Genomic DNA, 15,283 nt, shown 5'->3' with positions numbered 1-15,283 from the left:
GAGTGCGCCCCGCAGGCTTCGACTCGGGGGAGCGTAAGCGACCGTGGTGGACCCCCTTCCGGGGGCGAGCAGACGGACGCCGAGCAGGACCGTCGTGCCGATATAAACCCGGCCGCTCGACCGCCGACGCCGTCTGTTCTACTCCCGCGAGTTTCTCGGCCACGCCGCCGCGACAGGGACGCCACGCGTCTCCAGAGATATCCCGAACGATTCATCATGAACAGACCACGTTTCCGGTGAAAACAGCCGGATGGGAGTCGACCGAGAACGACATTCGACGACGAATTCGACTGACCTATCGACCGAACTGACTATCGGTTTTCGCTGACTTCCCCAAAAATATCAGAAACATTCATTATGTTATCGGGCCTACCGTAGTGTTGCCGGAAGCGCAAGGACGCACCGGATGACCAAACCGAATCTGTCGGGCGACGTGAAAGGCGTCGACGACGGTACGCATCGCAAGATGTGGAGGAATGGAATCGACACGAACACCGAGTCTTTCGTAACAGGAAGACGAGGTCAAAGTGCCGAAGAGGAACCGAAACAGCCCCGTAACCGCTCTGCGAGCGAGTGGCAGGAAGACCAAGTACCGGACCACGAGGAATTGGAGTTCGGGAACTCGGCGCAAGCCGAAAACGGTCGTGAGGGCTGTGGAAAACGTCTTCCGTCCGGGTTCTAATTGCGGATTCTGGCTTTTCCGTTATTTACCCTCCGAGCGAGCGGTTCGCCTCGTGGGGGCGCGCAGTTCACGACTCGTCGAGTCGGCGGTGCGTCGGCGGTGCGTCGGCGACGACGTTACGGGCGAACCAACTGGCTCATCAGTCGGAGATACTCCGAGGCGACGAGCGGTTCGTCGGCCGCGGTTCGCTCGACGGCCGTCACGCCGTGCTTCAGTTTCTCCTTGAGCGGACTCGGGGGTACCTTGTGGCCGAGCACGCGTGACGCCGTCTCGACGTGTTCCAGCGCGGTTTCGGCGTCGCCGGCTCTGACCGCCGTTCTGGCGTCGTCGAAGGACGCCTCGAGCGACTCGCGGACCCGCGCCGGGAGGTCGATAGCGTCTGACACGCCACGAGATAAACCGTCCATCGACATAAGCCACCGGGCCGCGCCACCGTCGGGTCGGTGGATATAGGCACCTGCCGGTCCTGCCACGCTCATGAACGAACTCGACGCCCGAGCGGACCGGGCACAGCGCGCGGCTCGAGATGGCGGCGCGGTCGCGCGGCGCGCCTTCAGAACCGGCGTCGCCGTCGAGACGAAAGGCGGGAAGACGGACGTGGTCACGCAGGCCGACAGGGACGCCCAGCGCCGCGTCATCGACCGAATCCGCGGCGCGTTCCCCGACGACCCCATCGTCGGTGAGGAGGACGACGAGCTCAAGTCGGTACCCGAGACGGGGCCCGCGTGGGTCGTCGACCCCATCGACGGGACGAACAACTTCGTGCGCAACGTCCCGGTCTGGGCGACCGCGGTCGCCGCCGTCCGCGACGGCGACCCCGTCGCGGCGGCCAACTACCTGCCCGCGCTCGACGACTGCTACGCGGCCGACGACGAGGCGGCCTACCGTAACGGCGAGGAGATTTCGGTGAGTCGGCGCGACGACCCCGAGACGTGTACGGTCTGTCCGACGTTCTGGTGGGACTACGACGCCCGCGACGAGTACGCCGCGGCGGCCCGCGCCATCGTCACGCGCTTCGGCGACCTGCGGCGCTACGGGAGCATGCAGGTCGTGCTCTCGTACGTCGCCGACGGCTCGCTCGACGGCGTCATCACGAACAAGCGGGCGAACCCGTGGGACTCGGTCGCCGGCGCACACCTCGTTCGGATGGCTGGCGGCACGGTCACCGACCTCGACGGCACCGAGTGGCGACACGACTCGGAGGGCCTCGTCGCCTCGAACGGGCGCGTCCACGACGCGGTGCTCGAGGCGGCGCGGGAAATCGACGGGCGGTAGCACCGCCGGGAGGCGGTCGGCCGATTCCGGCAGGGTGGGGCCGTCGAACCCCACCGCGGACGTGCGCGAGTTCTCATCCGCAAGTGCGAAGTCACCCCCATTGGAAGGGATAGCATGGACCTCGACGCGACGGACCGGGCGATTCTCCGGATTCTGATGGAGGACGCGCGGACCCCGTTCAGCGAAATCGCCCGCAGAATCGACATGTCGAGCGCGACGGTTCACGACCGGGTCGGTCGGATGGAAGACGCCGGCGTCATCGAGGGCTACCACGCCCACGTCGACCCGCGGGAGGTCGGGCTGGGCACCTCCGCGCTGGTCGGCTTCCGAGTCAAACAGGGCCGCGAGAAGGAGGCGCTCCAACAGCTCCGCGACATCGACGGCGTGCAAGAGATCAACCTCACCACCGGCGAGTGGGACGTGATGCTCCGGGTGTACGCCGAGGACACCGACGCCCTGCGCGAACTCATGTTCGACCACATCGCCGAACTCGACGGCTTCTCGCGGTCACAGACGATGGTCATCCTCGGGACCGAGTACGACGACCCGGTGTTGCCGATTCGCGAACCGGACGACGAGGACTGAGCACCGCCCGACCGGGGCCAACATCGCCGTCGTCGCGTGCACAACGCGTGCGGGAGACCGGAACCCTCAACAGGCCCGCCGTCGGGGTATCGGCTATGGCAACGGAAGCAGAGCGAATGGGTCTCGACTCCGAGCGCCTCTGGGGACTCGGCGTCGCGGCCATCCTCGTCGCCCTCGTCGGCGGGTCGCTCGCGTTCCCTCGCGTCGTCTACGACGGCTTCATCTGGCACTACTTCTGGGGCCCCGTCCAAGCCGACGCGAACTCGGCCGTCTGCGCGGTTCGCGCGAACGGCGTCACGCAGTACCTCGACACGGCGTCGGCCTGTGCCGCCGCGGCCGAACCCGTCGCGTACCCCGGCTACACGCTCGTCTCCGAGGTCGGCTACATGGTCACGCTCGTCATCGCGCTCTCGGGCGTCGTGTTCCTCCTCCGCCGCCTCGACATCGGCGAGAGCCCCCGGTTCTTCTACGCCCTCTTCCCGTTCATGCTGTTCGGCGGCGCGTTCCGCGTGGTCGAGGACGCCAACGACGCCCCCGGCGTCGCCGACGCCCTCATCACCTACCCGCTGAACACGCTCGTCATCAGTCCGGTCATCTACGTGACCGTCTTCGCAATCACGCTCGTCGCCGTCGTCGGGAGCGTCCTCGCCGAGCGGCGGGGCCTCGTCGACGACTACGTGAAACCGCTGTTCGGGGCCGGTGCCGCGGTGCTCGCGGTCACGCTCGGCTACCTCCTGTGGGCCGGTCACACCGGCGCGCAGGGCGCGACGTTCTACCCGCAGGTGCTCGTCGTCATCCTCGCCGGCGCGACGCTCACCGCCGCGGCGACGTGGTGGCTCGTCGAGCGCTTCGCCCCCGAAATCAACGAGGGAACCGGATACATCGGCCTCGTCGTCATCTGGGGCCACGCCGTCGACGGCGTGGCGAACGTCGTCGGCCTCGACTGGATGACCGCGCTCGGCGCGGGGCACAACCTCGTCCCGAAACACCCGGTGAATCAGGCGGTCGTCGACGTCACCGCCTCCACGCTCCCCGAGTCGGTGGTCGCGGTCACGGGCGACGCGTGGCCGTTCCTGCTCGTCAAGCTCGTGGCCGCGACGGCCGTCGTCTGGGTGTTCGACGAACAGATATTCGAGGACAGCCCGCGGTACGCGATTCTGCTCCTCATCGCCGTCCTCGCGGTCGGTCTCGGACCGGGGAGCCGCGACATGCTCCGCGCGACGTTCGGCGTCTAATCGACCCGCAGTCTCCCGCTTTCAGGCCCCGTGTTCGCTCTCCCGACGAATATTCAAGTACCGAGCCGCGGCCACCACCGCTATTCTGTGACGCAGGCCGCGCGGCGGCTCGCGGGTGTCCGGCACACCGCCGCGCGGACTCGATTCGGCCCGCCTGCCACGCGGCCACCCGTGCCGGCTGTCAGCTACGACGCCCACGAACCAGACCCGCCAGCTACGGGAAGGGATGGAACTCGCGGTCCGGCCGCGGTTCGAAACCGAGGTCCCGCGGCACCGACTCGGCGCGGTCGGCGAAGTACGGCTCGCCGATGAAAAGCGGCTGTGCATCCGGGAGGAGCACGCGGACCGCCTCGAAGCCGAGGCGCGCCACGTCGCCCGGGGTGGTCCGCGCCGCGTACGCGTCGAGGCCGGCGTCGGCGACCGCCGAGACGACCGCGTCGAGTTCGGCCGCGCCCTCGGGAGGCTCGTCGGGACCGACCGAGTCAGCGGGGATGGTCGCGTCCGGCGAGACGAACGTCCGTGCGGGGTTCGGGAAGTCGGCGTAGGTCGCAATCGCGCCGCCCTGCGTCGCGGCCTGCTCCGGTCCCATGGCGCGCAGTTCAGTCCAGTTCTGGAGCGCCTCGGCCAGCGCGGAGCGAGCGGCGCGGTTCGCGTCGAGGTCCGCGCCGGAGCCCATGGCGAACTTCGGCCACTCCCCCTCGCGGTGGACCGCCACCGCCACGACGGGCACGTCCACGTCCTGCGTCACGAGGAGCGCCGTCACGTCTAACGACTCCGAGCGGGCGCGGGCCGCCAGCGCCTCGAACGTCTCGTCGGTCACGTCCAGCCCGAGCGGGTCGAACGTCGAGTACCACGCGAGCATCGTCGCGTCGCGCTCGACGACTTCGTAGAGCCCCGAGAGAATCGCCTCGGTCCCGGAGTTTCCGAGGCCGAGGCCGGTCGTAATCGAGGGCTTGTGTCGCTCCGCCGGCGGCGGGTAGTGGACGAACTCCGCCGGGAGCGAGACGGTCCCCCCGGTCGCGAGGTCCTCGCCTTCGACCCACTGAATCGGCTCTTCGGGGTCGGGGTCGCGGAAGGAGTCGGGCGTGACGAAGCGACTCGGCGGCACCGCGGCCGGCCGGGACGCCGCGGGCGCGACGGCGAACTCGCTGGTTCGGTAGACGCCCGCCGAGTAGCGTTCGAGCGCCTCGCCGAGCGCCTTCATGTAGGCCTCGTCCCAGCCGGCGGCCGCGCCGCCCGCGAGTTCGGCCGCCCGAGCGTCGGCGTACACCGTCGTGTCCGCCGTCTGTGCGACGTAGTACGGAAGCGGGAACGACTCGCGCTCGCCGACCTGCGTGACGATGCCGACGCGGTCGTCGACCGCCGACTCGGCCCGCGTGAGCGCGTCGTCTAACTCGACGGCGCGGAAGTCGCGGTCGAGGGTCCGGTCCCGCTCCGTCGGCGACGGCGTCGGGAGAAACGACCGCTCGGGACCCGGAACCTCGACGACGGTCCCGGCCACGTCGTCGCCCGAGAGGAGCGCGATGCCGCGTCGCCCTGCCACCGCGCCGGCGAGTCGAACGGCCGCGCGGTCGCCGCCGGGGCGGCCGTCCGACTCCGTGGTGGACGCGACCCGCGCCCGGAGGTCCGCGAAGTCGGCGCTTGCGGGGTCGAACGCCGAGACGGCCGCGTCGAGGTCGGCCACGGCGTGACCGCCGACGCCGCCGATTTCGACCGCGAGCCACCGCGAGGCGGCGGCGTCGGCCGCGCCGAAGGCGTCGCTTCCGGCCGCGGCAACGACGAATCCGAGGTCGAACGAACCGAGCGAGTCGGGGGCCGTCTCCGCGACCGTCGCGTCGATGTCGGCGCACGCCGCGCGAATCGACTCGGCGGCGGGACCGCTCCCGACGAGTCCGATGTCCATGCGCGCGACGAGGAGAGACGGAGGGAAAAAGCGAGGGGGTCGCGGTCGGCTACGCGTCGAGCAGTTTCTGGGCCTCGTCGGCCAGTTCGTCCGCGCTGGCGGCGACGAGTTCGTCCGCGCCGAGCTTCAGGCGGAGCCGCGGACGGCCGACGTCGATGGGGACTTTTTCGGTGTCGATGAGGCCGAGTTCTTCGAGCTTCGTCTTCGTCCGGGAGAACGTCGCCTTGCTGGCGATGCCCACGTCCTCGCCCCACTTCGAGATGTCGTAGAGGAGGACCTCGTTGCGGGCGGCGACGAGAAGCGAGATGGTCACCTCGTCGAGGCCGTCGCCGTCGCCGCGGGCCGACGACAGCGAGGCGAGCACGGCGTCGAAGTCGGCGAGGGTCTCCTCGCCGATGTCCTCGCCGAGCGTCTCGCGGACGCGCGACAGCGGCGGGGTCCGGAGCTTGAACTCGGGGGCGTTCTCCCAGTGAGTCTGGTGGGCCTCGAACGCCGTCTCGACGAACGCCTCGTCGTCGGTGACGAGGCCGGCGACCTTCCCACCGGCCGCGACGAGCGCGACGACCGAGTTCGGCGTGACGAACAGCGTGTTCTCGACCTCGTCGGTGGCGGTCCGCATCGAGAGCGCGCCGTCGGCGACGAGGTTCGCGGCGTTCGAGGCGACGATGAAGTCGTCGAGGACGTCTTTCAGGATGCCCTCGTCGGCGACGAGACGGATTTCCGGGAGGTCGTTGGCGACGTCGGTCGCCACGGCGACGAGTCCTTCGATGACTTCGGCGGTCGGATTCGCGACCAGCACCTCGTCTTCCGAGGAGGAGAGGACGGACTGGATGATGTCTTCTACCCCCTCTGCGAGTAGATTAGAACGAATAGCCATAGCTTGAATATCGCCAGTAATATATTTAATATTAACGCAAGACGACCGGCAGAACGTATTCGAAATCGGGTTGTAACAACGCTGTATCGAGCGAATTGAGCGATACGTTTCAGAAATTTTACTCCAACAGAACAGTGGGAAAATCGAATTCGAACCGGCTGACTCGGTCGGGAAGAAGTCGTCGCCCGCGAGGGCCGCCCCGAGCGGTCGACTCGGGTCGGAGACACGTCGGCGACGGGTGGCATCACGCGTTCGTGTATCTGTTCACGGTAGCACGCCACAGAATATACACGGGTATGTAACACAACACCGGCAGGCGTAGCCAAATGGGACACATTTATGCCGTGATTGGACCGGATACTACGTATGGACTACAGCCACGTCCGCGACGTCGACCCCGCCGTGGCAGACGCCCTCGACGGCGAGGTCGAACGCCAGCGCGACACGCTCGCGATGATCGCCTCGGAGAACCACGTCAGCGAAGCGGTCCTCGAAGCACAGGGGAGCGCGCTGACGAACAAGTACGCCGAGGGCTATCCCGGCAAGCGCTACTACGCTGGCTGTGAGTACGCCGACGACGTGGAGAACCTCGCCGTCGAGCGCGCAAAGGAGCTCTGGGGCGCGGAACACGTCAACGTCCAGCCCCACTCCGGCACGCAGGCCAACATGGGCGTCTACCTCGCCATGCTCGACCCCGGCGACAAGATTCTCTCGCTGGACCTGACCCACGGCGGCCACCTGAGCCACGGTCACCCGGCGAACTTCACGGGCAAGCTCTACGACGTCGAACAGTACGAGGTCGACGCCGAAAGCGGCTACATCGACTACGACCAACTCGCCGAGACAGCCGCGGAGTTCGAACCGGACATCATCGTCTCCGGCTACTCCGCGTACCCGCGGGCCGTCGAGTGGGAGACGATTCAGGAGGTCGCAGACGACGTGGACGCGCTCCACCTCGCCGACATCGCCCACATCACGGGGCTCGTCGCCGCCGGCGTCCATCCCTCGCCGGTCGGCGTCGCCGACTTCGTCACCGGCTCGACCCACAAGACCATCCGCGCCGGCCGCGGCGGCATCATCATGTGCGACGAGGAGTACGCCTCCGACATCGACAGCGCCGTCTTCCCCGGCGCGCAGGGCGGCCCCCTCATGCACAACATCGCCGGCAAGGCGGTCGGCTTCAAAGAGGCGCTCGAACCCGAGTTCGAGGAGTACGCCCAACAGGTCGTCGACAACGCGAAGGCTCTCGCCGAGACGTTCGAAGACCACGGCCTCAGCGTCGTCTCGGGCGGTACCGACACGCACCTCGTGCTCGTCGACCTCCGCGATTCGCACCCCGACCTCACCGGCGGCACCGCCGAGGAGGCGCTCGAATCGACGGGTATCGTCCTCAACGCGAACACCGTTCCCGGCGAGACGCGCTCGGCGTTCAACCCCAGCGGCATCCGCGCCGGCACGCCCGCGCTCACCACCCGCGGCTTCGGCGAGGAACAGATTCGCGAAGTCGGCGAGCTCATCGTGCAGGTCGTCGACGCCCCGGAGGACGACGACGTGCTCGCGGCGGTCTCCGAGCGTGTGCAGGAACTCTGCGACGCCAACCCGCTGTACGAGTAAGCGACGCCCGCGGGCGACCACCGCCGCGGCCCGGCGCGTTCAGTTTTTCAAATCCCTGTCTCGAGTAACACTATTAGTCGCGCCGCCGTATCGCCGTCCGACATGGCTCCGATTCGTCGGCTCGTTCTCGACGTGTTGAAACCGCACAGCCCCTCGACGGTCGAAGTCGCCCGCGAGGTCGCCGACGCGGCCGGCGTGGCCGGCGTGAACGCGACGCTCCTCGAAACCGACCGCGAGGTGCAGAACCTCAGACTCGTCGTGGAGGGCGAGGCCGTCGACGCCGACGAGGTCGAACGTCGCGTCCGCGACCTCGGCGGGACAGTCCACTCGGTCGACGAGGTGGTCGCGGGCGAGGAACTCGTGGCGTACCGGAACCAGCCGCAGGACCCGTCGCCGTCGTGATGTCGGCTCGGCTCGCCTCGCTCCTGCGCGACGACCGCGTCCGCGCCATCTCTCGGCGGTACTTCGTCTCGAACGGCTTCGACGGGGCGCTGACCTGCATCGGCCTCGTCATCGGCGCGTACCTCACCGGCGTCACGGAGGGGCTCACGGTCGTGAAAATCGGCGTCGGCGCGGCGGTGGGACTGACCACCTCCGGCGTCTGGAGCGTCTGGGAGATAGAGCGCGCCGAGAAGCGGGCCGAACTGGGCCGCATCGAGGACGCCATGCTGACCGACCTCGGCGGGACCGGGGTCGAACGCGACAAGGTCGCGGCGCGGGGAATCAACGCGGCCGCCAGCGGACTCGGCCCGCTCGTCGGCATCGTCGTCCCGCTCCTCCCGTTTCTCGCGGTTGGAAACCCGCTGTCGATGACGTGGGCGACGCTCGTCTCGGTCGGCCTCGGGACGGGCATCCTCTTTTCGTTCGGCGCGTACATGGGGTCGATATCGGACCAGCGGTGGTACGTCGCCGGCCTGCGGATGGCGCTGGCAGGCGTCGCGGTGGCGGCCGTGAACCTGCTGTTCGGCTGAGAGACAATCGACACAGACGTGTATATTTTGGCTATGTTACGGCCGAGAATACGCACGAATCCGAATCTTTGAAATGGTCGGGGCGCGCTGTCTGAGACAATGACGACCATCATCGACGGCAACGCCGTCGCCGAAGAGGTTCGAGACGGGCTGGCCGACGCCATCGACGCCCTCGACGAGGCGGGCGTGAAGCCGGGTCTCGCGACCGTCCTGATGAGCGACGACCCCGCGAGCGAGACGTACGTCTCGATGAAACAGCGCGACTGCGAGGAGGTCGGTATCGAGGCGTTCGACTACGAGCTCGACCCCGAGACGCCGGCCGACGAGCTGTACTCGCTCGTCGACGACCTCAACGACGACGACGAGGTCCACGGCATCCTCGTCCAGATGCCCGTTCCGGACCACGTCGACGACCGGACGGTCCTCCGCCGCATCGACCCCGCCAAGGACGTCGACGGCTTCCACCCCGAGAACGTGGGCCGCCTCGTCGCCGGCGACGCCCGCTTCAAGCCCTGCACGCCCCACGGCGTCCAGAAGCTCCTCGCCGCCGCCGACGTGGAGACCGAGGGCGCGGACGTGGTCGTCGTCGGCCGCTCAGACATCGTCGGCAAGCCGATGGCGAACCTGCTCATCCAGAAGGCCGAGGGCGGCAACGCCACGGTCACGGTCTGCCACTCGCGCACGGACGACCTCGCCGCGAAGACCCGCGAGGCCGACATCGTCGTCGCCGCCGCGGGCGTCCCCGAACTCGTCACCGGCGACATGCTCTCGGAGGGCGTCGTCGTCATCGACGTGGGCGTCAACCGCGTCGACGCCGACAACGAGAAGGGCTACGAACTCGTCGGCGACGTGGAGTTCGACTCCGCGAAAGAGAAGGCCAGCGCCATCACGCCCGTCCCCGGCGGCGTCGGCCCGATGACCCGCGCGATGCTCCTCTGGAACACCGTGAAGGCCGCCGCCGAGGCCGAGGGCGTCGACGTCGACCTGCCCTGAGTTCGGAACGGGAGACCACGGGCTGATTCGGCTCTCGTGCGGGCGCTGACGTCCGCCCACCCCACGTTTCTCACTCGTGAGTCGCCACGAGCAGTCGGTCACCGTCTCGCCGGACGCAGAATCGGGTGTCGGCGTCCACGTCGAAACTGTGCGCGTTTCGGTCGGAGATGAGCAGTTGCGAAAAGCCGTCGCCGCAGGCCGGACAGGCCACGCCGTCGCGGTTCTCGACGAGCGTGGTCTCGCCGTCGTCGCGGAGCAGTTTCACCCGGTGGCGCACCTCGTGGATGTCGAATCCGGCAGTCATCGTGGGCGAAGGGTCGCCGCGGGGCAAAAACGTTCGGTGAGCGCGGTGGTCGAGCGGCCTCAGAACAGCGACGCCAGCGTGTCGCGGGCCGACGCGAGCGCGTCGAGGTCGTCGTCGACGAGCGCGGTGTGGAGCTCGCGGGCGGCCTCGACGAGCGCCTCGGACTCCGAGAGCGAGACGGCTCCGTCGAGCGCTTCGACGCGCTTGCGGTGGTTCGAGAGGGTTTCGAGCGTCGTCCTGACCTCGGGGTTCGGGTTGTCGTCGAGCCACGTCGAGAGGTCGCGGCAGTAGGCGTCGATGGCCTCGGCGTAGGCGAGGCCGCGAGCGTCGGCCATCGAGTCGGGGACGGCGTCGTGGTCGGGTCGTTCGCCCTCGTCGGCGCGGCGGAGCAGGGTGATGACGTAGAGCTGTTCCTCGTCGGTGGGTCGGTTCGACCGGGCGACCACGTCGACCGCGTGGAGGAGTTCGTGGGCCGCGAGCGGGGTGTCGCCGAGCGGGAGCAGTTCGCCCCCGCGGATGTAGCCCGTCTGCCGGACGTAGTCGCGGAGGTCGGACTTCAGCGCCGGCGCGGCGTCCCGAATCGACCCGTCGCCGACGGCGGTGCGGTGCGCCGAGAGGTCCAGCTCGGCCTGCATGGCGGTGTGTCGCTCCCTGTCGCCGACGCCGACGCTTCGGAGGCTCCCGCACTGCGGGCACGACACGCTTCCCGTCTCGTAGTACGACCATCGGTGGTCGCACTCCTTGCACTCGCGCTCGCCGCGTATCTCCATGCGGTGCGATTCGTCCCGACGGCGCAAAAGCACGGCGACCCGGACCGGCAGGCCCCACGCCGGAGCGAGCGGTGCCCCCGAGGCGACCGCCGGGCTACATACGTCCGGCGACCCACCATCGACCCATGCGAAGCGAATCCGAGGTCCGAGAGCAGTACGAGTTCCTGACGGACGAACTCGAATCCGAGGAGATGCGACACGAGGGCGTCAGAAAGCTCATGACGCACTACAAGCGGGCGCTCGGTTGGGTACTGGAAGAGGAACACATGTGACTCACCCAATATAAACGTTCGAGCGGACCGGCATCCGGCGAGTATCCGGAATTCGACGCGTACGTGCCACGTAGACGGACAGTTAGTCGCGTTGTCAATGTTTGGCACGCGTCGTTATCTTTAAGTAAAACCGAACAGTAGCCGTAAGTGACGCTTCGCTTTGGAGGGCCGAAGCGTCAGCGGGGACCAATTCAGGGCGGCATGCCGTGCCGGAGATTTCCGGCACGGCTTGCTTTCCTTCTGCGCGAAACGACGACCCGAAACCGGTAGGTCCGTCTCTCTCGCCGTCCGTGAGCGGTGCCCTGTCGCACCGAACCTGTCGACAACCATACAGATGTCCCGTGAGCTACGTCGACACCCACGGAGTTCCGGTTCCGACAGCCCAGCCATGTTTATAGATAACAATTACCAAGATTGTTGCTGTGATTCGTTCGAGTCGTCCAGCTGTGGACATATCCAGTCGTCGAAACGGGTAGTTCGACAGATTAGTAATCTGGTCAACATAATCACGGCCGGGAGATTTCGGGGACTGGCGCGTTTTCGAGGGGAAATCGTCGGCCGAGGCCGATATGTTTATTTGAATTAGACAGTAACATACGAGTCGAATTTACCGATGTACGACCTGACAGGATTCCAGCGAGACCTGCTGTACGTCATCGCCGGTCTCGAAGAGCCGCACGGACTCGCCATCAAAGACGAACTCGAAGCCTACTACGAAAAGGAGATTCATCACGGGCGGCTCTATCCCAACCTCGACACGCTCGTCGAGAAGGGGCTTGTCGACAAGGGACAGCGCGACCGCCGAACCAACTACTACACGCTCACCCGCCGCGGTCGCCGCGAAATCAAGGCCCGCGACGAGTGGGAAGCGGAGTACGTCCCCGAAGACTTCGAGGCGTGAGCGGACGACTCGGGCTACCCGCCCGCGCCGGCGTCAGACGGCGATTGGGAGTCTCGACCTGACCTCGTCTCGTCTCGGTCGGTAAACGTCTCCGAAGCGTCAGACTCGCCTTCCACAGACCGGTCGGTTTCGGCTGTTTCTCGCGGCGCGTCGTCCGCCTCGTCGGCGGTTAGCTCCTCGACCGGCGGGCCGTCGACCAAGTGCCCCGGGTCCACCATGTACGGCCGAATCGGCTTTCCAGCCAGGAGCTCCGGCAGGACGAGTCGGGCGAAGTTCACGAACAACACGAGTATCATCGGCATGAGGAAGATGCCGTACCAGCCGAAAAGCAGTGGGCCGAACGTGTACGCGAGCATCACGGCCCCGACGTGGAGGCTCCGACCGGAGACGTACGGACGGAGCACGAGGTCGGGAATCGTGTCCACGATGACGAACGAGACGGCGGTGAAAAGCAGAACGAACCAGAGTCCGGGCGGGTTCGCAATCACCGCTTCGAGCCCCATGTAGCCGGCGACGGGGACGTAGACGAGCTTCATACCGACGACGGGGATGAGACTCGCGACGCCCGCGAGCAGACCGATGAGCGCCGGGGCGGGGATGCGGACGCCCGTCGGCGCGAGGACGTTCAAAAGCGAGTACACGATGACACCGATGGTGCCCGTGAGGATGGCGTTCAGGATGTTGCCGAAGAAGATGTTGTTGAAGTCGCGGTCCACGCCGCGCATGTAGGCTTCGAGGATGCCGTGGTCGTCGGCGAACATCGACTGGCCCCACCGTCGCAGGCGGTGACCGTCCCGGAGGAGGTAGAACGCGAACGCGATCATGACGAACAGATGAATCGCGCCGACGCCGAGAAAGGCGAACGTGTTGGCGGCGACGCTCAGCGAATCGAACACCGAGCTGACCGCCTCGGGCGTCAGCACCGACCGGAAGTCGTACTCCAACAGCGCCTGCGGGCTGGCGATTCCCTCCAACAGCGTCGGGTCGATGCCGTAGGCTTCGAGGTTGAGAGGCACCTCGTCGGTCGAGAGTCGGTCGGCGTACTTCAGGAACTCGCGGAGGGCGATGGTCGCGGCGTAGATGACGAGCCCGAGCACCGGAAGCGCGAGGGCGAAAAGCGCCACGGCGGCCGCGAGACTCGGGGGCTTCACCCGGCGACGAATCCGCCGGTAGATGGGCCGCGTGGCGTAGTAAATGAAGAGACCGAAGACGAACGTCCCGATGAAAGAGTAGAGGACGTAGGCGAGCGCGCCCGCGAGGACCAACGCGAGCGTCCACCACATCGCCCGGGAGCGCTGAATGTCACGGAGAGCCATACCCAATCACGGACGCGGAGGCGTCAAAAGCCTATCGCGGGAGCGACAGGTCACGACGGGACGCCGTCACGACCGGCCGTCGAAGCCGTCGTTCGCGCGGTGAAACCGACTGACTCGGCCGCACCGCGGCCGATATTGCATCAATAATAACGAATATCTTAACTCATGTGTCTCCGTACCGGGTCGCATGGACCGAGAGACGGCGGTGCCACGCGTCGATTCGATGCCCGGAGAGAAAGCGCGCGAGTGGGTCGAGTACCACCACGAACACGCCGCGCCGAGCACGTACGTCTACGACTTCGTCTGGGACATCACCGCGGAGTCGGAAGGCCCCTTCTGCACCGACGTCGACGGAAACGTCCTCCTCGATTTCACGAGCCACGTCGCGGCCGCGCCGCTCGGCTACAACAACCCGAAGCTCATGGACCGCATGGCCGAGTTCGACCTCGTCGACCCGACGAAAATCGCCGGCCAGGACTTCTACGTCAGCGACGGCTCCGCGCCCGGCGAGGAGCGACTCCCCGGCCCCGCCGCGCTCATGGACAGACTGACCGACCTCACGAGCCACTACGGGATGGACACGGTGTTCCTATCGAACTCCGGAGCCGAGGCCGTCGAGAACGGCATCAAAATCGCCTACGACCACGCCGACGGCGCGAAGTACGGCGTCACGTTCGAGGGCGCGTTCCACGGCCGCACTCTCGGCGCGCTCTCGCTCAACCGCTCGAAGTCGGTCTACCGGCGGCAGTTCCCCGAGATTTCGGGCGTCCTCGACGTGCCGTTCTGCGACGACCGGACCTGCTCGCCCGCGACGTGTTCCTGCGGCTTCTTCCCCGACGGCGATTCCGCCGTCTCTAAACTCCGACAGAAGCTCCACCCGAAGAAGGGCCACATCGACGCCGACGAGGTCGCCTACGTCATCGTCGAACCGATACAGGGCGAGGGCGGCTACCGCTTCCCCTCCGACGCCTTCGCCGAGGAGCTCGCCGCCGTCGTCGACGACTACGACCTGACGCTCATCGCCGACGAGATTCAGACCGGCGTCGGTCGCACCGGCGAGATGTGGGGGTCGGACCACTACCCCATCGAGCCCGACATCATCACCGGAGCGAAGGGGCTCCGCGTCGGCGCGACCGTCTCGAACGACGATATCTTCCCCGAGGAGACCTCGCGGCTCTCCTCGACGTGGGGCGCTGGCGACATCGTCTCGTCGATGCAGGGCGTGTTCACGCTCGACGCAATCGAGGAGTACGACCTGCTCGACAACGCCGTCGCCCGCGGCCGGCAGTTCGTCGAGCGGATGCGCGACGACGCTCCCGAAACCGTCGTCGACGTGCGCGGCAAGGGCCTGCTTCTCGCCGTCGAGTTCGACACCAAGGAACGCCGCGACGCCGTGCAGGAAGCCGCCCTCAAGCGCGGCCTCCTCACCCTGTCGTGCGGCTACAAGGTGCTCCGAATCCTCCCGCCGCTCGACGTGACCGACCGCGAAATCGACCTCGGCGCGACGATGCTGTTAGACGCCGTCGAAAACGTGTCGTAGTCGCCGAGCCGCCGCAAGCGGTCGTCTTGGCGTCGCGTTCACCGA

The 15,283-nt window shown here is 67.2% G+C and carries 16 protein-coding genes; 10 read left to right on the top strand and 6 right to left on the bottom strand.

Translation table 11 applies throughout. The features are described from left to right. Window positions 1-798: 798 nt before the first annotated feature. A complete protein-coding gene (locus ACFQI8_RS01635; RefSeq protein WP_390242421.1) occupies window positions 799-1,068 on the bottom strand; it encodes a DUF8101 family protein in 270 nt (89 codons plus the stop codon). 91 nt (window positions 1,069-1,159) lie between these two features. On the opposite strand from ACFQI8_RS01635, the gene ACFQI8_RS01630 reads away from it, so the two are divergent. The 3 genes from ACFQI8_RS01630 to ACFQI8_RS01620 all read left to right on the top strand — a co-directional run bounded on the left by ACFQI8_RS01630 (window position 1,160) and on the right by ACFQI8_RS01620 (window position 3,777). Continuing rightward, complete coding sequence (locus ACFQI8_RS01630; RefSeq protein ID WP_390242419.1) at window positions 1,160-1,957, top strand: inositol monophosphatase family protein; 798 nt, start codon at window positions 1,160-1,162, stop codon at window positions 1,955-1,957. A 114-nt stretch (window positions 1,958-2,071) separates the two neighbouring features. Then, a complete protein-coding gene (locus ACFQI8_RS01625; RefSeq protein WP_390242417.1) occupies window positions 2,072-2,542 on the top strand; it encodes an Lrp/AsnC family transcriptional regulator in 471 nt (156 codons plus the stop codon). Between the two features lie 116 nt (window positions 2,543-2,658). After that, complete coding sequence (locus ACFQI8_RS01620; RefSeq protein WP_390242965.1) at window positions 2,659-3,777, top strand: DUF63 family protein; 1,119 nt, start codon at window positions 2,659-2,661, stop codon at window positions 3,775-3,777. Window positions 3,778-3,991: 214 nt separating this feature from the next. Here the strand turns inward: ACFQI8_RS01620 and ACFQI8_RS01615 are convergent, their stop codons facing one another. Then, a complete protein-coding gene (locus tag ACFQI8_RS01615; protein WP_390242416.1) occupies window positions 3,992-5,680 on the bottom strand; it encodes a YcaO-like family protein in 1,689 nt (562 codons plus the stop codon). Window positions 5,681-5,729: 49 nt separating this feature from the next. After that, window positions 5,730-6,557 (bottom strand): transcriptional regulator TbsP, encoded by an 828-nt coding sequence (tbsP, locus tag ACFQI8_RS01610; protein WP_390242414.1) that lies wholly within the window; start codon window positions 6,555-6,557, stop codon window positions 5,730-5,732. A 366-nt stretch (window positions 6,558-6,923) separates the two neighbouring features. On the opposite strand from tbsP, the gene glyA reads away from it, so the two are divergent. From glyA to folD, 4 genes are all read left to right on the top strand, one after another. Further along, entirely contained in the window at window positions 6,924-8,171 is a 1,248-nt protein-coding gene (gene glyA, locus ACFQI8_RS01605; RefSeq protein WP_390242413.1) for a serine hydroxymethyltransferase, read from the top strand. Window positions 8,172-8,273: 102 nt separating this feature from the next. Further along, the gene (locus tag ACFQI8_RS01600) at window positions 8,274-8,573 is read left to right on the top strand and encodes a DUF211 domain-containing protein (RefSeq protein ID WP_390242412.1); all 300 of its coding nucleotides are present in this window, start codon (window positions 8,274-8,276) and stop codon (window positions 8,571-8,573) included. After that, window positions 8,573-9,142, top strand: a complete 570-nt coding sequence (locus ACFQI8_RS01595) for a VIT1/CCC1 transporter family protein (protein WP_390242411.1) — start codon at window positions 8,573-8,575, stop codon at window positions 9,140-9,142. Before ACFQI8_RS01600 ends, ACFQI8_RS01595 begins: the two co-directional genes overlap by 1 nt. Window positions 9,143-9,241: 99 nt before the next feature. Next, window positions 9,242-10,135, top strand: coding sequence for a bifunctional methylenetetrahydrofolate dehydrogenase/methenyltetrahydrofolate cyclohydrolase FolD (gene folD, locus ACFQI8_RS01590; protein WP_390242409.1), 894 nt, complete (start codon window positions 9,242-9,244; stop codon window positions 10,133-10,135). A 70-nt stretch (window positions 10,136-10,205) separates the two neighbouring features. Here folD and ACFQI8_RS01585 read toward each other — a convergent pair whose 3' ends face one another. Together ACFQI8_RS01585 and ACFQI8_RS01580 are read right to left on the bottom strand one after the other, a co-directional pair. Next, window positions 10,206-10,439 carry a DUF7385 family protein gene (locus ACFQI8_RS01585; protein ID WP_390242408.1) on the bottom strand — a complete coding sequence of 78 codons (234 nt, stop codon included), beginning with the start codon at window positions 10,437-10,439 and terminating at the stop codon, window positions 10,206-10,208. 59 nt (window positions 10,440-10,498) lie between these two features. Then, a complete protein-coding gene (locus ACFQI8_RS01580) occupies window positions 10,499-11,209 on the bottom strand; it encodes a DUF7117 family protein (RefSeq protein WP_390242406.1) in 711 nt (236 codons plus the stop codon). Window positions 11,210-11,334: 125 nt separating this feature from the next. On the opposite strand from ACFQI8_RS01580, the gene ACFQI8_RS01575 reads away from it, so the two are divergent. Together ACFQI8_RS01575 and ACFQI8_RS01570 are read left to right on the top strand one after the other, a co-directional pair. After that, window positions 11,335-11,481, top strand: coding sequence for a hypothetical protein (locus ACFQI8_RS01575; protein ID WP_390242405.1), 147 nt, complete (start codon window positions 11,335-11,337; stop codon window positions 11,479-11,481). Window positions 11,482-12,094: 613 nt separating this feature from the next. Further along, entirely contained in the window at window positions 12,095-12,382 is a 288-nt protein-coding gene (locus tag ACFQI8_RS01570) for a PadR family transcriptional regulator (protein WP_390242403.1), read from the top strand. Between the two features lie 14 nt (window positions 12,383-12,396). On the opposite strand, the gene ACFQI8_RS01565 is transcribed toward ACFQI8_RS01570, so the two are convergent. Then, window positions 12,397-13,665: an AI-2E family transporter gene (locus tag ACFQI8_RS01565; protein WP_390242964.1), complete on the bottom strand. Its 1,269-nt coding sequence runs from the start codon at window positions 13,663-13,665 to the stop codon at window positions 12,397-12,399. A gap of 220 nt (window positions 13,666-13,885) precedes the next feature. Between ACFQI8_RS01565 and ACFQI8_RS01560 the strand changes: the two genes are divergently transcribed. Continuing rightward, entirely contained in the window at window positions 13,886-15,238 is a 1,353-nt protein-coding gene (locus ACFQI8_RS01560; RefSeq protein ID WP_390242402.1) for a class-III pyridoxal-phosphate-dependent aminotransferase, read from the top strand. The last annotated feature ends 45 nt before the right edge of the window (window positions 15,239-15,283 follow it).

Source organism: Haloferax chudinovii, from assembly GCF_042663345.1.
Taxonomy (GTDB): domain Archaea; phylum Halobacteriota; class Halobacteria; order Halobacteriales; family Haloferacaceae; genus Haloferax; species Haloferax chudinovii.
The sequence above is the reverse complement of the archived record's forward strand: the minus strand, read 5'-3'. Positions and strand labels throughout refer to the sequence as shown.